Raw genomic sequence first — 20,217 nt, 5'->3', positions numbered from 1 at the left:
ATTAAAGGCGGAAAACGAGTTCAAACGGCACGTCCGAATCGTATCAATGGCGAGATTCGCGCCCAGGAAGTTCGCTTAACAGGTCTGGAAGGCGAGCAGCTGGGGATTGTGAGTCTGAGAGAAGCGATCGAAAAGGCTGAAGAAGCTGGAGTAGATTTAGTTGAAATCAGCCCTAACGCCGAACCGCCAGTTTGTCGTATCATGGACTACGGCAAGTTCCTTTATGAAAAGAGTAAGTCTTCTAAGGAACAGAAGAAAAAGCAAAAAGTTATCCAGGTTAAGGAAATTAAATTCCGTCCTGGTACCGACGATGGCGATTATCAGGTAAAACTCCGCAGCCTGATTCGCTTTCTGGAAGATGGCGATAAGGCCAAGATCACACTGCGTTTCCGCGGTCGTGAGATGGCCCACCAACAGATTGGTATGGAAGTGCTTAACCGCGTCCGTGACGATCTGAGTGAACTGGCAGTAGTCGAATCCTTCCCTACGAAGATCGAAGGCCGCCAGATGATCATGGTGCTCGCTCCTAAGAAGAAACAGTAAGGCCTTCAAGCAGCAAAACCTGTGGAGCCTTCGGGTCTCATAGGTTTTGTTCGCCTATGTTTCGTTTATTTAACAATGCGAAGTGGAAGTAATTAAGATGCCAAAAATTAAGACCGTACGCGGTGCTGCTAAGCGCTTCAAAAAAACCGGTGGTGGTGGATTTAAGCGTAAGCACGCAAACCTGCGTCATATTCTGACCAAAAAATCTACTAAGCGTAAACGTCACCTGCGTCCAAAAGGCCTTGTTTCTAAAGGCGATCTGGGTCTGGTTATCGCGTGCCTGCCGTACGCATAAGCCGTTAACGTTTAATTTTTTACTAAGAATATAGATACAGGAGAGCACATATGGCTCGCGTAAAACGTGGTGTAATTGCACGTGCACGTCACAAGAAAATTTTGAAACAAGCTAAAGGCTACTACGGTGCGCGTTCACGCGTATACCGCGTTGCCTTCCAGGCTGTTATCAAAGCAGGTCAGTACGCTTACCGTGACCGTCGTCAACGTAAGCGTCAGTTCCGTCAACTGTGGATTGCGCGTATCAACGCAGCAGCACGTCAGAACGGTATTTCTTACAGCAAATTCATCAACGGCCTGAAAAAAGCCTCTGTTGAAATCGACCGTAAGATCCTGGCTGACATCGCAGTATTCGACAAAGTAGCGTTCACCGCTCTGGTCGAAAAAGCGAAAGCAGCACTGGCATAAGCCAGTTGAAAGAGGGGGCTTCGCTCCCTCTTTTCATTTAACACCATCAGAACATTGACTTTTACCCGTGCAACCTTTTCAATAAGGTCTTAACGGTTTTTTACCACACAAGGTAACGCAAGCATGAATGCTGCTATTTTCCGCTTCTTCTTTTACTTTAGCACCTGAATTCAGGAGGCTAGCGCGTGAAAGATGAAACGAAAAACAGCGCCAGATAAGCCTCCTGATGGAGGCTTTTTTTGTGTCTAAATTCGAGAGAATAACTCCACCAAATCGGTGTCTGCACCGACATAATGAGGAAAATCATGTCACATCTCGCAGAGCTGGTTGCCAGTGCAACAGCCGCCATTAATCAGGCCTCAGATGTTGCCGCGTTAGACAATGTCCGCGTCGAATATCTCGGTAAGAAAGGGCATTTGACCCTTCAAATGACAACCCTGCGTGAACTGCCGCCAGAGGAACGCCCGGCAGCGGGTGCGGTCATTAACGAAGCCAAAGAGCAGGTGCAACAGGCACTGAACGCGCGCAAAGCTGAGCTGGAAAGCGCGGTGCTGAATGCGCGTCTGGCGGCAGAGACTATCGATGTCTCCCTGCCGGGTCGCCGTATTGAAAATGGTGGCCTGCATCCGGTTACCCGCACCATTGATCGCATTGAAAGTTTCTTCGGTGAGCTCGGCTTTACCGTGGCGACTGGCCCGGAAATCGAAGATGATTACCACAACTTCGACGCCCTCAACATTCCAGGCCATCATCCGGCACGTGCTGACCACGACACTTTCTGGTTCGACGCCACCCGTCTGCTGCGTACTCAGACCTCGGGCGTTCAGATCCGTACCATGAAGGAACAGGAACCCCCGATCCGCATCATCGCACCGGGCCGCGTGTACCGTAACGACTACGATCAGACCCATACCCCGATGTTCCATCAGATGGAAGGCCTGATTGTTGATAAGAACATCAGCTTTACCAACCTGAAAGGTACGCTGCACGATTTCCTGAACAACTTCTTTGAGGAAGACCTGCAGGTTCGTTTCCGTCCGTCCTACTTCCCGTTCACTGAACCGTCTGCGGAAGTTGACGTGATGGGTAAAAACGGCAAATGGCTGGAAGTGCTGGGCTGCGGCATGGTGCATCCAAACGTTCTGCGCAACGTGGGTATCGATCCAGAAGTCTACTCCGGCTTTGCGTTCGGTATGGGCATGGAGCGTCTGACAATGCTGCGCTATGGCGTGACCGATTTGCGTGCATTCTTCGAAAACGATCTGCGTTTCCTCAAACAGTTTAAATAAGGGCAGGACAGAACAATGAAATTCAGTGAACTGTGGTTACGCGAATGGGTGAACACCACGCTTGATAGCGAAGCGCTTTCCAACCAGATCACCATGGCGGGTCTGGAAGTTGACGGTGTTGAGCCGGTTTCTGGCGCTTTCAATGGCGTCGTTGTGGGCGAAGTGGTTGAGTGCGGTCAGCACCCTAACGCTGACAAGCTGCGTGTGACAAAAGTTAACGTAGGCGGCGATCGCCTGCTGGATATCGTCTGCGGCGCGCCAAACTGCCGTCAGGGCCTGAAAGTGGCCGTGGCGACCGTGGGGGCTGTACTGCCGGGCGATTTTAAAATTAAAGCAGCGAAACTGCGCGGTGAGCCGTCTGAAGGCATGCTGTGTTCGTTCTCTGAGCTGGGTATTTCCGACGATCACAATGGCATCATTGAGCTGCCGCTTGATGCGCCTATTGGTACCGACATCCGCGAATACCTGAAACTTGATGACAACACCATTGAAATCAGCGTGACGCCAAACCGTGCGGACTGCTTAGGCATTATCGGCGTGGCCCGCGATGTGGCCGTGCTGAACCAGACTGAACTGAACGTACCGGAAATCGTACCGGTTGACGCTACCATCAGTGACACACTGCCGATTCAGGTTGAAGCCGCTGATGCGTGCCCACGCTACCTTGGTCGTGTGGTGAAAGGCATCAACGTAAAAGCGCCAACCCCGCTGTGGATGAAAGAGAAGCTGCGTCGCTGCGGTATTCGTTCTATCGACGCCGTCGTTGACGTGACCAACTATGTTCTGCTGGAGCTGGGTCAGCCGATGCACGCGTTCGATAAAGATCGTATCGAAGGCGGTATTGTGGTGCGTATGGCGAAAGAGGGCGAAACCCTGGTTCTGCTCGACGGTAGCGAAGCAAAACTGAATGCTGATACGCTGGTGATCGCGGACCACGTTAAAGCGCTGGCGATGGGCGGTATCTTCGGTGGCGAACACTCCGGTGTAAACGATGAAACGCAAAACGTTCTGCTGGAGTGTGCGTTTTTCAGCCCGCTCTCTATCACCGGTCGCGCACGTCGTCACGGCCTGCATACCGATGCCTCTCACCGTTATGAGCGTGGCGTCGATCCGGCACTGCAGCACAAAGCGATGGAGCGTGCGACGCGTCTGCTGATTGACATCTGCGGCGGTGAAGCGGGCCCGGTTATCGACGTCACCCACGAAGCGACGTTACCGAAGCGTGCGACCATTACCCTGCGTCGTAGCAAGCTGGATCGTCTGATTGGTCACCATGTTGCTGACGCACAGGTCAGCGATATCCTTCGCCGCCTGGGTTGTGATGTGACCGAAGGGCAGGACGAGTGGAAAGCCGTTGCGCCATCCTGGCGTTTCGACATGGAGATCGAAGAAGATCTGGTGGAAGAAGTGGCTCGCGTATACGGCTATAACAACATCCCGGATGAGCCTGTTCAGGCGGGTCTGGTGATGGGAAGCCACCGTGAAGCAGATTTGTCTCTTAAGCGTGTGAAAACCATGCTGAACGACAAAGGTTATCAGGAAGTGATCACCTACAGCTTTGTTGATCCAAAACTGCAGCAGATGATCCATCCGGGCCAGGAAGCGCTGATTCTGCCAAGCCCAATCTCCAGCGAAATGTCCGCGATGCGCCTGTCCCTGTGGACCGGTCTGCTGGGAACTATCGTTTACAACCAGAATCGTCAGCAAAACCGCGTGCGAATTTTCGAAAGTGGTTTACGCTTTGTACCGGATAATCAGGCAAATTTAGGCATCCGTCAGGATCTCATGCTGGCTGGTGCCATCAGCGGTAACCGTTACGAAGAGCACTGGGACCTGGCAAAAGGCACGGTTGATTTCTACGATATGAAGGGAGATCTGGAAGCAATTCTCGATCTGACCGGTAAATTATCTGAAATTGAATTCCGTGCAGAAGCGATCCCTGCGCTGCATCCAGGCCAGAGCGCGGCTATCTATTTAGACGGCAAACGCATTGGTTTCATTGGCGTTGTTCATCCTGAGCTGGAGCGCAAGCTGGACCTGAACGGCCGTACCATCGTGTTCGAGCTGGAATGGAGCCCGGTTGCAGACCGCGTCATTCCTCAGGCCCGCGACGTCTCACGCTTCCCGGCAAACCGCCGTGATATCGCGGTTGTGGTCGCGGAAAATGTGCCCGCAGCAGATATTTTGGCCGAATGTAAGAAAGTTGGCGTAAATCAGGTAGTTGGCGTAAACTTATTTGACGTGTACCGCGGCAAGGGCGTAGCAGAAGGTTTCAAGAGCCTCGCTATTAGCCTTATCCTTCAGGATACCAGCCGTACACTCGAAGAAGAGGAGATTGCCGCTACCGTCGCCAAATGTGTAGAGGCATTAAAAGAGCGATTCCAGGCATCATTGAGGGATTGAACCTATGGCGCTTACAAAAGCTGAAATGTCAGAATATCTGTTTGATAAGCTTGGGCTTAGCAAACGAGATGCCAAAGAGCTGGTAGAGCTGTTTTTCGAAGAGATCCGTCGTGCTCTGGAAAATGGTGAGCAGGTAAAACTCTCCGGTTTTGGCAATTTTGATTTGCGTGACAAAAACCAACGTCCGGGCCGTAACCCAAAGACGGGGGAAGATATTCCGATTACAGCCCGCCGCGTGGTGACCTTCAGACCCGGCCAGAAGTTAAAAAGCCGTGTCGAAAACGCAACGCCCAAAGCAGAGTAATATGAACTAACTAAAAAGGCCGCTCACGCGGCCTTTTTTCTTTGCGCTCTCTGGCAAACCCGCCGTAAAATCAATTACATCACACGCTACTAAAACCATGTCCATGCTTGATTATGCCCATCGCCAGCAACGTTTAGATCAACGACACCTGCTTTTGCTCGTGCTGCTGCTCATTGTTACCGCAGGCGTTAGCCTGTGCGCAGGGGAACAGTGGATAGGGCCTGAACACTGGTTTGAGCCTGAGGGGCAGCTTTTCGTCTGGCAAATCCGTCTGCCGCGCACGCTGGCGGTGATCCTGGTGGGCGCCGCGCTGGCACTGTGCGGCACCATTATGCAGGCATTATTTGATAACCCGCTGGCGGAGCCCGGGCTGCTCGGCGTGTCGAATGGCGCGGGCGTAGGGCTGGTGGCGGCGGTGATGTTGGGCGGGGGGGAACTCTCCTCATGGGGAATTAGCCTCAGCGCCATTATCGGCGCGTTGCTGATAACGGTAATTCTTTTGCGCTTTGCCAGACGGCACTTATCAACCAGTCGGCTGCTGCTTGCCGGGGTGGCTCTGGGGATCATCTGTAGCGCGCTGATGACCTGGGCGGTGTACTTCTCCACGTCCTTTGACTTGCGTCAGTTGATGTACTGGATGATGGGCGGCTTCGGGGGCGTAGACTGGCGCCAGGGCTGGCTGATGGCCCTGCTGATACCGGCCTTGCTATGGGCAGGCCTGCAGGCACAGCCGCTGAATATTCTCGCGCTGGGGGAAACCTCGGCCCGCCAGCTTGGCATGCCAATAGGCTTTTGGCGTAACGTGCTGGTCATTGCCATTGGCTGGCTGGTTGGTGTGAGCGTGGCACTGGCCGGGGCGATTGGCTTTATTGGGCTGGTTATCCCGCACATGCTGCGTCTGTGCGGGATAACCGACCATCGAACCTTACTGCCGGCCACGGCGGTTGCCGGGGCGGTAACGCTGCTGGTGGCGGATATCATCGCCCGGCTCGCCCTGACAGCCGCTGAGCTGCCAATAGGCGTGGTGACCGCCACGCTGGGCGCGCCGGTATTTATCTGGCTACTATTAAAATCCGGACGTTAAATCACTACCCGTAAGATAACCTGAGGGAATGCTATGCAGTCTGATATTTTGAATACCGAAGTGACCACCATTGAGGGTGAGAAAACCACGCTGGAAAGCTATAAAAGCAACGTGCTGCTCATCGTGAATGTGGCCTCCAAATGTGGCCTGACGCCACAGTACGAGCAGCTGGAAAACATTCAAAAAGCCTGGGAGAAAGACGGTTTCACCGTACTGGGCTTCCCGTGCAACCAGTTCCTGGGCCAGGAGCCGGGCAGCGAAGACGAAATCAAAACGTTTTGCAGCACCACCTACGGTGTGACGTTCCCGATGTTCAGCAAAATCGACGTTAACGGTGAACATCGCCATCCCCTGTATGCGAAGCTGGTGGCGGCCGCACCGACCGCCGTTGCGCCGGAAGGCAGCGGTTTTTATGAGCGCATGGCCAGTAAAGGACGCGCGCCGCTCTATCCGGACGATATCCTGTGGAATTTTGAAAAATTCCTTATTGGTCGTGACGGACAGGTGGTGCAGCGTTTTTCACCGGACATGACGCCTGAAGATCCGATTGTGATGGAGTCTATCAAGCTGGCGCTGGCGAAATAATGACGTTGCTGATGCAGCTCACGGACGTCGCTGATACGGGGCGTCTGGAGCCGATAACCGGTGCCATCAATGCAGGCGAAATCCTGCATCTTGTCGGGCCGAACGGCGCAGGAAAAAGCACCTTACTGGCGCGCATGGCGGGGCTGACCGCCGGCGCGGGGGAGATAACCCTGCTGGAGCATAACCTTGCTGACTGGTCGCCAGTCTCGCTGGCGCACAGGCGCAGTTATCTGGTGCAGCAGCAGGTCCCGCCCTTTGCGATGCCCGTCTGGCACTACCTGATGCTGCATCTGCACGATAAACAGCATACGTCGCTGCTCACTGAGGTGGCGGCGGGATTAGGGCTAGAAGATAAACTGTCCCGGCATGCCAGCCAGCTTTCCGGGGGCGAGTGGCAGCGCGTGCGTCTCGCGGCCGTCATTTTGCAGATTCACCCGGCCGGCAATCCGCACGGCAGACTGCTGCTTCTGGATGAACCGATGAGCGGTCTGGATGTGGCACAGCAGGCCGCGCTGGACACCCTGTTAAGCTCCCTGAGCAGAAAAGGGATCGGTGTGGTCATGAGCAGTCATGACCTGAACCATACGCTGCGTCACGCCCACCGGGTGTGGCTGTTGGCGCGAGGAAAGATGATTGCCAGCGGCACGCGCGATGCGGTATTGACGCCGCCAAATCTTGCCCGCGCGTACAATATGTCTTTCCGCAGGCTGGATATAGAAGGGCATAAGATGCTGATTTCTACCGCGCAGGCGTAACCGTTTCTTGCCTGTTAACGCCGTTGCACGCTAAATTACGAAAAGAACAAAAAAAGCAGAGGATTCGTCTGAAAATGCGATTCTGGTTTCTCCTGATGGCCGCGTTATTTCTTGCGGGATGCAGTAGCCATCGTGCGCCGCCGCCTAACCCGCGGCTTTCAGATTCTATTACCGTCATTGCCAGCCTTAACGATCAGCTGAGCAACTGGCGCGGCACGCCCTATCGTTATGGCGGCATGAGCCGTGGGGGCGTAGATTGTTCTGGCTTTGTTCTGATGACGTTTCGCGATAAGTTTGATTTACAGCTTCCGCGCGAAACGCGCAAACAGGCGGAAATTGGCACGGAAATCGATAAAGATGATTTGCTGCCCGGCGACCTGGTTTTTTTCAAAACCGGCTCGGGTGACAGTGGGCTTCACGTCGGTATTTATGATACCGATAATCAGTTTATTCACGCCTCGACCAGTCGTGGGGTGATGCGCTCGTCGCTCGATAATGTTTACTGGCGTAAAAACTTCTGGCAGGCACGACGTATTTAGTCTGTCAAAGAGCAGTCTCTTATGATGGCATGATAACTAATAAATCATGCCATTTTTTCTCAAATAAGAGGTTTAAAGTTAAATTTACGAAAAATGACTTATCTCCTCAGGTGTCTGTTTTATCTAAAACTGGCTATTACTGAGCAACCAGGATAAGATTATTTTAGATTCAGGGATAAATCTGAAAAATAATACGGAACTAATGAAATTAATCTTATTAAAATCAAGACAGTGGAATTGTGTCGGCAATTGCTCCAGGATGTCCTCTCTCATCTTTAATGCGGGGCGAGTGCAATGATTATTACGCTAGATAATGCTTACCAGTCTGAACTGATGCTTCTGCCTGCCCGTAATAGCGCCGGCGAGCTTAAAGGTTTAGAGGTTCTGGTTAACTTTACTGGCGTCGGTACCCACGTTCGGATCCCCACCGAACTCGTTATCCCGCGGCTTTCGGCTGAAGAAGAGTTAGCGTTGTTTAACGAGAAATTGCAATTGCTTGATACCTGTAAACTGTTTTTTATTCAGCATCAGTTAATTGCATGGATCAATATTACACCTGTAATTGTTGAATTTTTATTAAGTAATGGGAACGCTGTTTCAATACTTGAGCGTTATCCGTTTCTTGAGTTTACTGTTAATGAGAATTATCCAGGTTTAAATAACGGGAAGGACGATCTGCAACTGGCGAGAATGGCAATCCATTTTCCGCTGGTGCTGGCAAACTTTGGCGCAGGCGCAGCGTCGTTGAAAGCCGTTTATGATGGATTGTTTAAACGGGTCATTCTCGACAAGGGATTTATCCAGCAGCGTGCTTCTGAACTCTCTTTTGAGCCTTTTATGCGCGCAATCCTCTGGCAAATAACGCCTCACTGTCAGTCCGTGCTCGTCGGCGGCATTGATGACCACGGTTTATTGCAGCGCGTCTTGTCCTTTAACTTTGGCGCAATGCAGGGGGCACTCTGGCCAGCCGTCTCTGCAGAGCACGTCACCACGCTCGTTCAGTGATAACCCTCTCTTTCGCCCGTGTTTAAGTCCGGGTAAACCCTCTACACTAAAAGCAGGAGGACCTATGACCCTGTCTTTTACTGCTCACTGGCATGACGAGTTGCCGGGTTTTTATACCGCACTCAAACCCACACCGTTACAAAATTCCCGTCTTATCTGGCATAACGATCGGCTGGCAGATGAGCTGGCTGTTCCACCTGAGATGTTTCAGCCCGCCGACGGCGCTGGCGTCTGGGGAGGCGAAACGCTGCTTGCCGGTATGCAGCCTCTGGCTCAGGTCTATAGCGGACATCAGTTTGGCGTCTGGGCAGGACAACTGGGCGATGGCCGGGGGATCCTGCTGGGCGAACAACGGCTGCCCAACGGAGAGACGGTGGACTGGCACCTGAAGGGGGCCGGTCTGACCCCTTACTCGCGAATGGGCGACGGGCGCGCGGTATTGCGTTCGACTATTCGCGAATGTCTGGCATCCGAAGCGATGCATGCGCTGGGGATCCCCACCACCCGCGCACTGTCGATTGTAACCAGTGACACCCCGGTGGCGCGTGAAACGATGGAAAAAGGGGCGATGCTTATGCGCGTTGCGCAAAGCCATCTGCGTTTTGGCCACTTTGAACACTTTTATTATCGTCGTGAGCCGGAAAAAGTCCGCCAGCTTGCGGATTATGCCATTCGTCATCACTGGTCTCATTTCCAGGACGAGGCCGATAAGTACATTCTCTGGTTCCGCGATGTGGTAGCCCGTACCGCAACCATGATTGCCCGCTGGCAGACGGTCGGGTTTGCCCATGGGGTGATGAACACGGACAACATGTCGCTTCTCGGGTTGACCTTTGATTACGGTCCGTTTGGCTTCCTTGATGACTATCAGCCGGGGTACATCTGCAACCATTCTGACTATCAGGGACGTTACAGTTTCGACAATCAGCCGGCTGTTGGCCTGTGGAACCTGCAGCGCCTTGCGCAAACTCTGTCGCCGTTTATCGACGTTGATGCCCTGAATGATGCGCTCGACAGCTATCAGGACATTTTACTGCGCGAATACGGCGCGTTGATGCGCAACAAGCTGGGGCTGGTGACGCAGGAGAGGGGCGATAACGACATCCTGAACGCTCTGTTTGCCCTCATGGAACGTGAAGGCAGCGATTACACCCGCACCTTCCGGATGCTGAGCCAGACTGAGCAACACAGTAGTGCCTCACCGCTGCGCGACGAGTTCATTGACAGGCAGGGCTTTGACGACTGGTTTGCGCTTTACCGTGCGCGGTTGCAGCAAGAGCAGGTCGACGACGCAACCCGGCAGGCGCAAATGAACGCGGCGAACCCGGCGATGGTGTTGCGCAACTGGCTGGCGCAGCGGGCCATTGAACAGGCTGAGCAGGGGGAGTATGACGAATTACATCGCCTGCATGTGGCTCTGCGTACGCCGTTTGCTGACCGTGATGACGACTATGTCAGCCGTCCGCCGGACTGGGGAAAACGCCTGGAAGTGAGCTGTTCGAGCTAGCCTGGGCGGACAAAACCTGACACCTTGCGGTGCCAGGTTTTTTTATGCCGATACCGCGGTCACTGTGCGACCCATCCGCCATCCATATTCCAGGCGGCGCCGCGGACCTGTACGGCGCTGTCACTGCACAAAAACAACGCCAGCTCGCCTAGCTGTTCCGGCGTAACAAACTCACCGGCGGGCTGTTTCTCTGCCAGCAGTTGCTCACGAGCGACATCCGGTGCGACGCCATCGGCAATACGTCTGTCGATTTGCTGCTGCACCAGCGGGGTCAGCACCCAGCCCGGGCAGATGGCATTGGCGGTAATACCGGTGCGGGCGGTCTCCAGCGCCAGGGATTTGGTAAAGCCCACCACGCCATGCTTGGCGGCAACATAGGCGGATTTCTCTTTCGACGCGACCAACCCATGCACGGAGGCGATATTAATGATGCGCCCCCAGTTTTTCGCCTGCATCGCAGGCAGCGCCAGCCGGCTGGTGTGAAAGACGGAAGAGAGGTTGATGGCGATTATGTCGTTCCATTTCTCCACCGGGAACGCATCAACAGGTGCGACGTGCTGTATACCGGCGTTGTTGATCAGAATATCGACTCCGCCATACCGGGTTTCGGCGTAGTGCATCATGGCTTCAATCTGCTGGACGTCACGCAGGTCCGCATCGTGATAGCCCGGCGTTTTACCCCGTTTCGCGATTTCGTCTCTTGCCAATTCACTGTCGCCGAAACCGTTAAGAATCAACTGCGCGCCGGCCTTCGCCAGCACGCCAGCGATCCCAAGTCCAATACCGCTGGTCGAGCCAGTCACCAGTGCGGTTTTACCGTTCAGATTCATTTTATTCTCCTTACACAATGCCGGTGAGATAGAACACGGCAATGACAAAAAGCACCGCCAGACTTTTGATGAGGGTGATAGCGAAAATGCCGCCATACGCCTGACGATGGCTCAGACCCGTAATGGCAAGCAACGTAATCACGGCCCCGTTATGGGGAAGCGTATCCATGCCGCCGCTGGCCATCGAGGCCACGCGGTGGAGAACCTCCAGAGGGATATTGGCTGCGTGGGCGGCCGCGACAAACGAATCGGCCATGGCCGCAAGGGCGATGCTCATCCCGCCCGACGCCGAACCGGTGATCCCGGCAAGCACGGTCACGCTGATGGCTTCGTTGAGCAACGGGTTCGGGATAGCGGCGAGCGCTTTGGATAAGACCAGAAAACCGGGCAGCGCAGCGATCACCGCCCCGAAACCGTATTCAGACGCGGTATTCATTGCCGCCAGAATGGCGCCGCTGACCGCCGTCCGGCTGCCTTCTGCCAGCCGTCCCCGGATATTGCGAAATCCAAAAAGCAGTACCATGACAATACCCGCGATCAGCGCCGCTTCCACGGCCCAGATGGCGGTGATTTTGCTGACCTCGGTGACAATCGGCTTCGCCAGTCCGGGCAGGATAAGCTCATGTTGCGTCCCGTACCAGCCGGGGATCCAGCGGGTAAACAGCAGGTTGAGGATCCCGACCAGCAGCAGAGGGGAAATGGCGATCAGCGGATGGGGCAGATTAATGTTGTCCGGCGTTTCAGGTTCATTTTTCAGATCGAAACCGTAGCCCTCATTGTTGTTGAGCGCCTTTCGCCGCTGACGCTCCAGCCAGAGCAGGCCAAAACAGAGGATAAACAGCGAGCCAATCAGCCCAAGCCACGGCGCGGCCCAGGCGTTAGTGCCAAAGAAGCTGGTGGGGATAATGTTCTGGATCTGCGGCGTACCGGGCAGGGCGTCCATGGTAAACGAGAACGCACCCAGAGCCACGGTCGCCGGGATAAGACGTTTGGGGATGCCGCTCTGGCGGAACAGTTCGGCCGCAAAAGGATAGACGGCAAAGGCCACCACGAAGAGCGAAACGCCGCCGTACGTTAACAATGCACACACCAGCACAATGACCGGAATCGCATGGCGGCGCCCGAGGATCTGGATCGCTGCAGCGACGATAGCGCGTGAGAAACCGGAAAGTTCAATCAGCTTGCCAAACACGGCACCCAGCAGGAACACCGGGAAGTAGAGCTTGACGAAGCCGACCATCTTTTCCATAAACAGACCGGTAAACGTCGGGCCGACGGCCCCCGGATCGGTCAGCAGCACGGCACCCAGCGCCGCGATGGGGGCAAACAGAATAACGCTGTATCCGCGATAGGCCGCAAGCATCAGCAATGCCAGCGCCGCCAGGGCAATCAACACACTCATTATGACTCCTCACTATCATTGTTATATTCGGGTACCAACGAGATGTCCGGGCGCGGTTAGCGCGCAAGGGTTAATGCAATGCCTTGCCCCCCTCCCACACACAGGGTGACGAGCCCTTTTTTCGCGTCGCGGCGTTGCATCTCATGCAGCAGCGTGACGAGGATCCGACAGCCAGAGGCGCCGATGGGGTGGCCAAGCGCAATCGCACCACCGTTAACGTTCACCTTACGTTCATCCCAGCCGAGCAGTTTGCCAACGGCCAGCGCCTGTGCGGCAAAGGCTTCATTCGCTTCAATGACATCCACCTCATCCAGCGCCCAGCCTGCCCGGGCCAGAGCCGTCTGGCAGGCGCTGACCGGCCCGATGCCCATCACCGATGGATCAACGCCGGTCACGGCATAACTCACGACCCGTCCCAGGATCGGTAATCCGCTTTCCCGCGCTTTTTCACCGCTCATCAACAGCACCGCAGCGGCACCATCGTTCAGGGTTGAGGCATTACCCGCCGTGACCGTTCCATCTTCACGACGAAAGGCAGGGCGCAACTGAGCGAGTTGCTCAGCGGTGGTTCCCGGCCGGGGTTGTTCATCACTGTTGATCAGGCGCGGCGGCTTTTTACCCTCGCTCACCGTGACCGGAGCTATCTCCGCGTCAAACAGACCGTGCTCAATGGCCGACGCCGCTTTTTGCTGCGACCGGGCGGCAAAAGCGTCCTGCTGCTCGCGGGAGATGCCATACTGGCGGGCAACGTTTTCCGCGGTGATGCCCATGTGATAATCGTTAAATGCGTCCCACAGGCCGTCCGTTATCATGCTGTCCTGCAACCCTGTATGACCAAAACGCAACCCTGACCGCGCACCGTCCAGCAGGTAAGGGGCATTGCTCATGCTCTCCTGGCCGCCAGCGATAACCACGTCGGCATCGCCGCAGCGGATAGCCTGCGCGGCGAGCTGCACCGCTTTTAAGCCGGCACCGCACACCAGATTGACGGTTGTTGCGGGCGTACTGACGGGCAATCCGGCCGTGAGAGCGGTCTGACGGGCGGGGTTTTGTCCACACCCTGCCGTCAGCACCTGACCGAAAATCAGTTCGTCTACCTGATCTGCGCACAGCCGGCTGTTCTCAAGCAGGCGACGAACCGCTACGGCACCCAGTTCAACCGCGGAAAGGGAGGAGAGCGATCCGCGAAAACTGCCTACAGGGGTTCGCGTGGCCCCGACAATCATGACCTCATTCATGTTCACTCCTCAGTAGAAGCGCATCTCGCGCACGTCGTCCGCCACGATGATTTTCCCGGCTGTTTTACTGACGATGTCGTCAATACTGACGCCGGGGGCGTATTCCCGCAGAATGAACGCGCCGTCTTCAATCTCCAGCAACGCAAGGTCGGTTAACACCCGACGGATACAGCCAGCGCCGGTCAACGGCAGCGTGCAGCGCGGCAGCAGTTTTGACTCGCCGTTTTTTGCGGCATGGGTCATCACCACAATGATGTTCTGCGCCCCGGCGACCAGATCCATCGCGCCTCCCATCCCTTTCACCATCTTGCCCGGGATCATCCACGAGGCGATGTTGCCTTCGACATCCACTTCGAACGCCCCGAGTACGGTCAGGTCAACATGACCGCCCCGGATCATGGCGAACGACTGGGCCGAGTCGAAAATGGCGGCACCGATCCTCGCGGTGACGGTCTGCTTACCGGCGTTGATCATATCGGCGTCAAGGCTCTGCTCATCCGGAAAGGCTCCCATCCCCAGCAGGCCGTTTTCAGACTGGAGCATCACGTCCATTCCCGCCGGAATATAGTTCGCCACAAGGGTCGGGATCCCTATCCCCAGGTTGACGTAGTAACCGTCGCGCAGTTCTCGGGCGACGCGCATGGCCATCTGTTCACGGGTTAACATCTTCAGACTCCCTCTGCGCGCAGCGTGCGCTGTTCAATGCGTTTCTCGAACTGGCCGACAATCAGCCTGTCGACGTAGATCCCCGGGGTATGAATGGCCGACGGGGGCAGTTCGCCCGGGGCGACGATCTCTTCCACTTCCACTACCGTTATCCGGCCCGCGGTGGCCATCAGCGGGTTAAAGTTTTGCGCGGTATGGCGATAGATAACGTTGCCGTACCAGTCCGCTTTCCAGCCCTTGATCAGCGCAAAATCGCCGGTGATGGCCTCTTCGAGGACATAATGCTTGCCGGCAAACTGGCGAACTTCCTTGCCAGCAGCCACGGGGGTGCCATAGCCGGTGGCCGTGTAAAACGCCGGAATACCCGCTCCGCCAGCGCGAACCTTTTCTGCCAGGGTTCCCTGTGGGGTGAGTTCCACTTCCAGCTCGCCGCTCAACACCTGTTGCTCGAACAGCGCGTTTTCGCCCACGTACGACGCCACCACTTTTCGTACCTGGCGCGTCTCAAGGAGTATCCCGAGACCAAAACCATCGACGCCGCAGTTGTTTGAAACCACCGTCAGCCCCTGCACCTGACGGCGTCTGACTTCGGCAATCAGGTTCTCAGGAATGCCGCACAGGCCGAAGCCGCCCGCCAGCAATGTCATTCCGTCCGTCAGCCCGTCCAGCGCCTGCGCATAGCTGCCGACGCGCTTATCCAGTCCCGCCATAATCATCCCTCCCGTTATCCGTGCCGGTATCATTAGGGGCGGCGACTCATTTGTTAATTTTGAATTTGTGACCCACTCATTTGGTTTTTTTATTAATTTCCTGTTAACTAAATTTTTTCAATTAGTTAACAAGGTGAAAAATGAGAATGAGTGTCAAACAGTTACGCGCGTTTTTAGCGGTAGCTCACACTCTGAATTTCGCGCATGCCAGTGAACGGCTGAATCTTTCCCAGCCGGCGCTCAGCCTGACGATTAAAGGCCTGGAGGAGGCGCTGGGGGGACCGCTGTTGCAGCGCAGCACCCGCAAGGTGGCGCTGACGCAGGAGGGGGAGACCTTTTTACCGATGGCGCGGCAGCTGCTGGCGGACTGGGATAACGCCGAAGAGGCCATGCATCAGTGCTTTACGCTGCAGCGCGGCAAAATCTCAGTCGCGGCGATGCCGTCATTTGCGGCGAATGTCCTGCCGGAGGTGCTCAAGGCATTTCGTGATCGCCACGCCGGGATCAACGTCACCGTGCACGATGTTATCAACGAGCAGGTAATTGAAATGGTGCGGGAAGGGCGGGTTGAGATGGGGATCGCGTTTGAACCGGCGCCGACCCATAATCTGCTTTTTACGCCGCTGGGTCTCGATCGATTTGTCGCCATTGTGCCGAAATCATCCGCTCTGGCAGCCAAAAAACGCCTGTCATGGGAGGCGCTACTGACGCTGGATTTCATTACCCTGCAGCGCCCTTCGGCCGTTCGTCTGATGATGGAAGAGGAGCTGGCCCGCAGCGGTCGTAAACTGGATGTGGCGCTGGAGAGCCATCAGCTGGTGACGGTGGGCAGAATGGTCGCCAGCGGCCTGGGCGGCAGTGCGGTCCCGGCACTGTGTGAGGCGCAGATGACCTCGTTAGGCGCGGTCTGTATTCCACTCGATAACCCGCCGATTGAAAAATGCATCGGCGTGATCCACCCCGGGCACACGCAGCTTTCAAAAGCGGCGCATGCCCTGCTCGAGACGCTGAAAGATTTTTATCAGCCCGGTCAGGGCGCGAGAAACACCTGCGGCGAGGCGTGAACCGGATGTGGGCCAACGTATACCTGCGCGCCATACCACCGGGCCAGCGCGTCGGCCTGTAAAACCGTTTCCGGCGTGCCCTGAGAAACCAGCGTGCCGTTATGCAGCAGCAGGATCCGGTCCGCCCACAGCGCTGCCAGATTGAGGTCGTGCAGCACCACGCACACGTGAAAATCGCCCTGACGGGTCAGGGATTTCAACAGCCGCAGCAGATGCTGCTGGTGGTAAAGATCCAGCGCGGAAGTGGGTTCATCGAGAAACAGCCAGCCGCGCGGACCGCCGTCATGCCAGAGCTGCGCCAGGGCGCGGGCGAGCTGGATCCGTTGTTGCTCGCCACCGGAGAGGGCCGAAAAGTGTCGGTCTGCGAGGGGCAGGCAGCCCGTTATCGCCATTACGGCTTCGACAACCGGGGCTTCAGGGTAGCGCGTCCAGGGCGCGCGGCCCATACCCACCACCGCGTCGACCGGCCAGTCGAACCCGAGCTGCGTATTCTGGCGCATCACTGCCCGGCGGCGTGAAAGCTTTTGCGGGTGCCACGCCTCAAGCGGCGTACCCGCCAGGCTGCATTGCCCGCCTGAAGGCGTGAGATAGCCCGTGAGCAGGCGCAGTAACGTCGATTTTCCGGCACCGTTAGGCCCAATCAACGCCACCATTTCCCCCGGAGATAACGCCAGCGACACGTCGTTGATAAGCGTCCGTTGCCCGACCTGATAAACAAGACGTTCCGCGCGGTAGCGTTCAGCCATGTGCGCCTCCACGACGAAAAATGAGCCACAGGAACCACGGCGCGCCGAAGAGACTGGTCAGTAAACCGACCGGCATTTCAGCCGGTGCGACCAGCGTGCGCGCCACCGTATCGGCAACCAGCAGCAGCGACGCCCCGGCCAGTACGGAGCCGGGGATCACGGCCCGGTGATCGGATCCCAGCCACATCCGTATCAGGTGCGGCACCACCAGACCGACAAAACCAATCACCCCGCTGACGGCAACCGCGGCGGCAACCAGTAAGGCGCTGCACAGCAACAGGATCCGCTGTACCTTTGCTACCGCCACGCCAAGGTAGTGCGCTTCTTCTTCACCCAGCTGCAGTAAATTGAGCGCGCAGGCAAGACGCCAGATCATCAGAACGCCTGGCACCATCAGCGAGGTGACGGCCAGCAGCGTAGACCACTGTGCCTGGCCCAGGCTGCCCATGCCCCAGAGGGAGAGCTGGCGAAGCTGGGCATCATTGCTGAGCCATGACAGCACGCCGACTGCCGCACCGCACAGGGCATTGAGGGCAATGCCCACCAGTAACAGCCGTGAAAGTGTGCTGTTACGCTGCTGGCTTAGGACGAAAATGACGAAAGTGGCCGCCAGCGCACCCCCAAATGCCGCGATCATGGGAGCGTAAAGCATCATCAGCGCGGGGAGCGAGAGGGGAATAACCACCCACAGCGCCACGGCCAGCGCCGCGCCGCTGCTGATCCCAAGCAGTCCCGGATCCGCCAGCGGATTACGAAAAAGCCCCTGCATTACGCAGCCTGCCAGTGCCAGCGAGCCGCCGGTGACCAGCGCCAGCAGGACCCGGGGGAGACGAATGGTCAGCCAGATCTGACGCAGGGTTTCATCACTGCCGCGCCACAGCAGACTGACCGGCAGATGCAGTGCGCCAGCCCCGGAAGCCGCCAGCGTCATGATCGTCAGGATGGCGGCCAGCATCCACAGCGACAATGCGATCCGTCGGGACATCAGGGCAGTTGCTCCGCCCGGGTGCGCAATTGCTGTATGGCCTGCGGCGTGCGCACGCTAAAGCCCAGCAGTGCCATATCGTCGATAGCCAGCACCTGCCTGTTCCGTCCCGCCGGCGTTTGCGCCAGGCCGGGAAGTGTCCACACATTCGCTTCGCCGCCCAATGCCTTGACGCCATCCTGCGAAATCACCACAAGGTCAGGCTGGCTGGCAATCACCCCTTCCTGGGACAGCGGCTGATAACGGGTAAAGCCCTGCATCGCGTTTTGCAAACCCGCTGCGCGAATGGCTGCATCCGCGGCGGTCTGTTGTCCGGCAGCCATCGCGGTCATCCCGCCGTGGTTGAGGATAAACAGTACCCGTTTGTCGAGTGGCGAGGTGGGCAGGGCTGCCAGCGCCTGGCGCAGCCTGGCGCGCAATGCGTCACCCTGTGCTTCGCGATGCGTCGCTTCGGCAATGACTCGCACCTTGTCGTCAATCACGCTCAGGTCATGACTGCCGGGAACGGTGACGACACTGACGTGACTTTCCTCGACCTGTTTTAACGCCAGCGAGGGCTGCGCCTGAGCACTGGCCAGCACCAGCGTCGGGCGCATGGATAAGATCCCCTCCGCGTTAAGCTGGCGCAAATAGCCGACGTCGGGCAGGGCGTTCGCCGCCTGCGGCCACTGGCTGGTGCTGTCGCGGGCAACCAGTGACGATCCCGCGCCAAGGGCATAAACAATCTCAGTCACGTCACCCCCCAGGGCGACAATTTTCTGCGGTGTGGCCGCGAACGTCACCAGCGGCAGGGCGCAGAGCAGGGCGAGCCATTTTTTCATGCGGCCAGCCCTTTTCGGGTCAGGGCGTCGACCTGGCTGCGCCACTGACGCTGCTCTGGTTCACCTTCGCTGCGTTGACCGTACAGCTGAGCGATTTGCGTCCCGTCGGCGGCGAAGAGCTCCAGGCTGGTGACGTGCCCGTCAGCGGTGGGTTTACGCGTCACCCATGTTTCGGCGATGGACGTATCCCGCAGATGCAGGGTAAAGGTTGGGTTGAAGATGTTGAGCCAGCCTTTCATCGGGACGACGTTTTCCACCACGCCGGTAAAGATCTGCACGCAGCCGCGGTTGCCGACGAAGATCATCATTTCATTCCCCTCCAGGCGGACCGTTTCCAGCAGCTGTGCCAGAGCGGTGTTGTCTACCCTGCAGGCCAGATCGTCACCCACCAGACGAAACGCCTGCTGACGGCTCAGATTGTGGCGCTTCAGCAGGCCGAAGAACTGATGCACGTCGGTCATGGTGCGCCACTCCTGATCAACGAGGGCGGCATCAGCCTTTTCGTTGTGGGCAGGGACATCGGCATGCTTCAGCGCCAGTGGCGGATTATCGGCAAAGATAAAGCGCGTAAGCAGGTCGCCCCAGGCAGAAATATCGGTGTTATCGGTCGTGTAAACTTTCAGCAGGGCATCGCCCTGAAGGTCGAAGAACTGAATGCTCTGCCGCTCACCGCGGGCGGTGGTTTCACTGATGTGGAACGCGCTCGCCCACTGGTTGAGAAACAGGCGCAGATCCAGCGCCCGCGGATTCAGTACCAGCCCGGCGTGGCCGCTAAGGTGTTGATGCGTAAACGCGCCCACCTGCTCGTGAACTGCATAGTCGTTACGACAGATGCATTTGGTCTCGCCCACGGCTTCCAGCGCGCCGATGATTTCGCGGATGTCGCCGTGCAGGCGCCAGGCGTCGTGGCCCACGCGGGCGAAGGTCAGCTCTGCTTCGCTGATGTTCATTAAGCCTGCGATGTCACGTGCGTATTGACCCGGATTTTCTTCTTTCAGCGCAAGCCAGCGTGTATAGTGATTCATTGTCTCTTCCTTTC

At 56.7% G+C, this 20,217-nt stretch carries 23 protein-coding genes and 1 other annotated feature; of the genes, 14 read left to right on the top strand and 9 right to left on the bottom strand.

What is annotated here, in order from left to right:
- The 13 genes from infC (at position 1) to selO (ending at position 10,716) form a co-directional block, all read left to right on the top strand.
- Complete coding sequence (gene infC, locus ACMVME_RS03695; protein ID WP_023616141.1) at positions 1-543, top strand: translation initiation factor IF-3; 543 nt, start codon at positions 1-3, stop codon at positions 541-543.
- A 97-nt stretch (positions 544-640) separates the two neighbouring features.
- The gene (gene rpmI / locus ACMVME_RS03690) at positions 641-838 is read left to right on the top strand and encodes a 50S ribosomal protein L35 (RefSeq protein ID WP_003030583.1); all 198 of its coding nucleotides are present in this window, start codon (positions 641-643) and stop codon (positions 836-838) included.
- Between the two features lie 50 nt (positions 839-888).
- Positions 889-1,245, top strand: a complete 357-nt coding sequence (rplT, locus tag ACMVME_RS03685) for a 50S ribosomal protein L20 (RefSeq protein ID WP_000124850.1) — start codon at positions 889-891, stop codon at positions 1,243-1,245.
- A gap of 118 nt (positions 1,246-1,363) precedes the next feature.
- Positions 1,364-1,488, top strand: a sequence feature (Phe leader region).
- Positions 1,369-1,413 carry a pheST operon leader peptide PheM gene (gene pheM, locus ACMVME_RS03680; RefSeq protein WP_001386830.1) on the top strand — a complete coding sequence of 15 codons (45 nt, stop codon included), beginning with the start codon at positions 1,369-1,371 and terminating at the stop codon, positions 1,411-1,413. (Overlaps the previous feature by 45 nt.)
- 62 nt (positions 1,489-1,550) lie before the next feature.
- A complete protein-coding gene (gene pheS, locus ACMVME_RS03675; protein WP_020884406.1) occupies positions 1,551-2,534 on the top strand; it encodes a phenylalanine--tRNA ligase subunit alpha in 984 nt (327 codons plus the stop codon).
- Between the two features lie 15 nt (positions 2,535-2,549).
- Positions 2,550-4,937 carry a phenylalanine--tRNA ligase subunit beta gene (gene pheT, locus ACMVME_RS03670; protein ID WP_025204398.1) on the top strand — a complete coding sequence of 796 codons (2,388 nt, stop codon included), beginning with the start codon at positions 2,550-2,552 and terminating at the stop codon, positions 4,935-4,937.
- Between the two features lie 4 nt (positions 4,938-4,941).
- A complete protein-coding gene (gene ihfA / locus ACMVME_RS03665) occupies positions 4,942-5,241 on the top strand; it encodes an integration host factor subunit alpha (RefSeq protein WP_003857805.1) in 300 nt (99 codons plus the stop codon).
- A 103-nt stretch (positions 5,242-5,344) separates the two neighbouring features.
- Positions 5,345-6,325: a vitamin B12 ABC transporter permease BtuC gene (gene btuC, locus ACMVME_RS03660; RefSeq protein WP_044866869.1), complete on the top strand. Its 981-nt coding sequence runs from the start codon at positions 5,345-5,347 to the stop codon at positions 6,323-6,325.
- A 33-nt stretch (positions 6,326-6,358) separates the two neighbouring features.
- On the top strand, positions 6,359-6,910 hold the full coding sequence (locus ACMVME_RS03655; RefSeq protein ID WP_068794525.1) for a glutathione peroxidase: 552 nt from the start codon (positions 6,359-6,361) through the stop codon (positions 6,908-6,910).
- A complete protein-coding gene (btuD, locus tag ACMVME_RS03650) occupies positions 6,910-7,665 on the top strand; it encodes a vitamin B12 ABC transporter ATP-binding protein BtuD (RefSeq protein ID WP_020884404.1) in 756 nt (251 codons plus the stop codon). The genes ACMVME_RS03655 and btuD overlap by 1 nt, the downstream gene beginning before the upstream one ends.
- A 74-nt stretch (positions 7,666-7,739) precedes the next feature.
- A complete protein-coding gene (locus ACMVME_RS03645) occupies positions 7,740-8,204 on the top strand; it encodes an NlpC/P60 family protein (RefSeq protein WP_020884403.1) in 465 nt (154 codons plus the stop codon).
- A gap of 294 nt (positions 8,205-8,498) precedes the next feature.
- A complete protein-coding gene (locus ACMVME_RS03640; RefSeq protein WP_020884402.1) occupies positions 8,499-9,209 on the top strand; it encodes an EAL domain-containing protein in 711 nt (236 codons plus the stop codon).
- Positions 9,210-9,273: 64 nt separating this feature from the next.
- Positions 9,274-10,716: a protein adenylyltransferase SelO gene (gene selO / locus ACMVME_RS03635; protein ID WP_020884401.1), complete on the top strand. Its 1,443-nt coding sequence runs from the start codon at positions 9,274-9,276 to the stop codon at positions 10,714-10,716.
- A gap of 59 nt (positions 10,717-10,775) precedes the next feature.
- Here the strand turns inward: selO and ACMVME_RS03630 are convergent, their stop codons facing one another.
- The 5 genes from ACMVME_RS03630 to ACMVME_RS03610 are packed head-to-tail and all read right to left on the bottom strand — an operon-like array spanning position 10,776 to position 15,562.
- The gene (locus tag ACMVME_RS03630; RefSeq protein ID WP_044867294.1) at positions 10,776-11,546 is read right to left on the bottom strand and encodes a 3-hydroxybutyrate dehydrogenase; all 771 of its coding nucleotides are present in this window, start codon (positions 11,544-11,546) and stop codon (positions 10,776-10,778) included.
- Positions 11,547-11,556: 10 nt separating this feature from the next.
- On the bottom strand, positions 11,557-12,951 hold the full coding sequence (locus ACMVME_RS03625) for a GntP family permease (RefSeq protein ID WP_333053897.1): 1,395 nt from the start codon (positions 12,949-12,951) through the stop codon (positions 11,557-11,559).
- A gap of 53 nt (positions 12,952-13,004) precedes the next feature.
- Entirely contained in the window at positions 13,005-14,186 is a 1,182-nt protein-coding gene (locus ACMVME_RS03620; RefSeq protein ID WP_251858845.1) for an acetyl-CoA C-acetyltransferase, read from the bottom strand.
- A 9-nt stretch (positions 14,187-14,195) separates the two neighbouring features.
- Positions 14,196-14,852, bottom strand: a complete 657-nt coding sequence (locus tag ACMVME_RS03615; protein WP_251858846.1) for a CoA transferase subunit B — start codon at positions 14,850-14,852, stop codon at positions 14,196-14,198.
- A gap of 2 nt (positions 14,853-14,854) precedes the next feature.
- Positions 14,855-15,562, bottom strand: a complete 708-nt coding sequence (locus tag ACMVME_RS03610) for a CoA transferase subunit A (protein ID WP_032677981.1) — start codon at positions 15,560-15,562, stop codon at positions 14,855-14,857.
- A 140-nt stretch (positions 15,563-15,702) separates the two neighbouring features.
- Here ACMVME_RS03610 and ACMVME_RS03605 point away from each other — a divergent pair, with 140 nt between their 5' ends.
- Positions 15,703-16,626, top strand: a complete 924-nt coding sequence (locus tag ACMVME_RS03605) for a LysR family transcriptional regulator (protein WP_020884395.1) — start codon at positions 15,703-15,705, stop codon at positions 16,624-16,626.
- Here the strand turns inward: ACMVME_RS03605 and ACMVME_RS03600 are convergent.
- Genes ACMVME_RS03600 through ACMVME_RS03585 form a run of 4 tightly spaced genes read right to left on the bottom strand, consistent with a single transcriptional unit; the run spans position 16,593 to position 20,203 of the window.
- Positions 16,593-17,372 (bottom strand): heme ABC transporter ATP-binding protein, encoded by a 780-nt coding sequence (locus tag ACMVME_RS03600; RefSeq protein ID WP_251858847.1) that lies wholly within the window; start codon positions 17,370-17,372, stop codon positions 16,593-16,595. The two genes, ACMVME_RS03605 and ACMVME_RS03600, sit on opposite strands and share 34 nt — an antisense overlap.
- A complete protein-coding gene (locus tag ACMVME_RS03595; protein ID WP_113656688.1) occupies positions 17,365-18,357 on the bottom strand; it encodes a FecCD family ABC transporter permease in 993 nt (330 codons plus the stop codon). Before ACMVME_RS03595 ends, ACMVME_RS03600 begins: the two co-directional genes overlap by 8 nt.
- Complete coding sequence (locus ACMVME_RS03590) at positions 18,357-19,178, bottom strand: heme/hemin ABC transporter substrate-binding protein (RefSeq protein WP_050736668.1); 822 nt, start codon at positions 19,176-19,178, stop codon at positions 18,357-18,359. Before ACMVME_RS03590 ends, ACMVME_RS03595 begins: the two co-directional genes overlap by 1 nt.
- Positions 19,175-20,203: a hemin-degrading factor gene (locus tag ACMVME_RS03585; protein WP_251858848.1), complete on the bottom strand. Its 1,029-nt coding sequence runs from the start codon at positions 20,201-20,203 to the stop codon at positions 19,175-19,177. Before ACMVME_RS03585 ends, ACMVME_RS03590 begins: the two co-directional genes overlap by 4 nt.
- Between the last annotated feature and the right edge of the window lie 14 nt (positions 20,204-20,217).

It is taken from the genome of Enterobacter cloacae complex sp. 2024EL-00711 (assembly GCF_047529885.1).
Classification (GTDB): domain Bacteria; phylum Pseudomonadota; class Gammaproteobacteria; order Enterobacterales; family Enterobacteriaceae; genus Enterobacter; species Enterobacter ludwigii.
The sequence above is the reverse complement of the archived record's forward strand: the minus strand, read 5'-3'. Positions and strand labels throughout refer to the sequence as shown.

What these genes read in the sequence shown, in the direction of transcription:
- pheT (WP_025204398.1), top strand. Translation starts at nt 2,550, where the DNA reads ATGAAATTCAGTGAACTGTGGTTACGCGAATGGGTGAACACCACGCTT.
- ACMVME_RS03615 (WP_251858846.1), bottom strand. Translation starts at nt 14,852, where the DNA reads ATGTTAACCCGTGAACAGATGGCCATGCGCGTCGCCCGAGAACTGCGC.
- ACMVME_RS03620 (WP_251858845.1), bottom strand. Translation starts at nt 14,186, where the DNA reads ATGAATGAGGTCATGATTGTCGGGGCCACGCGAACCCCTGTAGGCAGT.
- ihfA (WP_003857805.1), top strand. Translation starts at nt 4,942, where the DNA reads ATGGCGCTTACAAAAGCTGAAATGTCAGAATATCTGTTTGATAAGCTT.
- ACMVME_RS03655 (WP_068794525.1), top strand. Translation starts at nt 6,359, where the DNA reads ATGCAGTCTGATATTTTGAATACCGAAGTGACCACCATTGAGGGTGAG.
- ACMVME_RS03630 (WP_044867294.1), bottom strand. Translation starts at nt 11,546, where the DNA reads ATGAATCTGAACGGTAAAACCGCACTGGTGACTGGCTCGACCAGCGGT.
- ACMVME_RS03605 (WP_020884395.1), top strand. Translation starts at nt 15,703, where the DNA reads ATGAGAATGAGTGTCAAACAGTTACGCGCGTTTTTAGCGGTAGCTCAC.
- pheS (WP_020884406.1), top strand. Translation starts at nt 1,551, where the DNA reads ATGTCACATCTCGCAGAGCTGGTTGCCAGTGCAACAGCCGCCATTAAT.
- ACMVME_RS03590 (WP_050736668.1), bottom strand. Translation starts at nt 19,178, where the DNA reads ATGAAAAAATGGCTCGCCCTGCTCTGCGCCCTGCCGCTGGTGACGTTC.
- btuD (WP_020884404.1), top strand. Translation starts at nt 6,910, where the DNA reads ATGACGTTGCTGATGCAGCTCACGGACGTCGCTGATACGGGGCGTCTG.
- ACMVME_RS03610 (WP_032677981.1), bottom strand. Translation starts at nt 15,562, where the DNA reads ATGGCGGGACTGGATAAGCGCGTCGGCAGCTATGCGCAGGCGCTGGAC.
- ACMVME_RS03640 (WP_020884402.1), top strand. Translation starts at nt 8,499, where the DNA reads ATGATTATTACGCTAGATAATGCTTACCAGTCTGAACTGATGCTTCTG.
- ACMVME_RS03600 (WP_251858847.1), bottom strand. Translation starts at nt 17,372, where the DNA reads ATGGCTGAACGCTACCGCGCGGAACGTCTTGTTTATCAGGTCGGGCAA.
- rplT (WP_000124850.1), top strand. Translation starts at nt 889, where the DNA reads ATGGCTCGCGTAAAACGTGGTGTAATTGCACGTGCACGTCACAAGAAA.
- ACMVME_RS03595 (WP_113656688.1), bottom strand. Translation starts at nt 18,357, where the DNA reads ATGTCCCGACGGATCGCATTGTCGCTGTGGATGCTGGCCGCCATCCTG.
- selO (WP_020884401.1), top strand. Translation starts at nt 9,274, where the DNA reads ATGACCCTGTCTTTTACTGCTCACTGGCATGACGAGTTGCCGGGTTTT.
- ACMVME_RS03585 (WP_251858848.1), bottom strand. Translation starts at nt 20,203, where the DNA reads ATGAATCACTATACACGCTGGCTTGCGCTGAAAGAAGAAAATCCGGGT.
- btuC (WP_044866869.1), top strand. Translation starts at nt 5,345, where the DNA reads ATGCTTGATTATGCCCATCGCCAGCAACGTTTAGATCAACGACACCTG.
- rpmI (WP_003030583.1), top strand. Translation starts at nt 641, where the DNA reads ATGCCAAAAATTAAGACCGTACGCGGTGCTGCTAAGCGCTTCAAAAAA.
- ACMVME_RS03645 (WP_020884403.1), top strand. Translation starts at nt 7,740, where the DNA reads ATGCGATTCTGGTTTCTCCTGATGGCCGCGTTATTTCTTGCGGGATGC.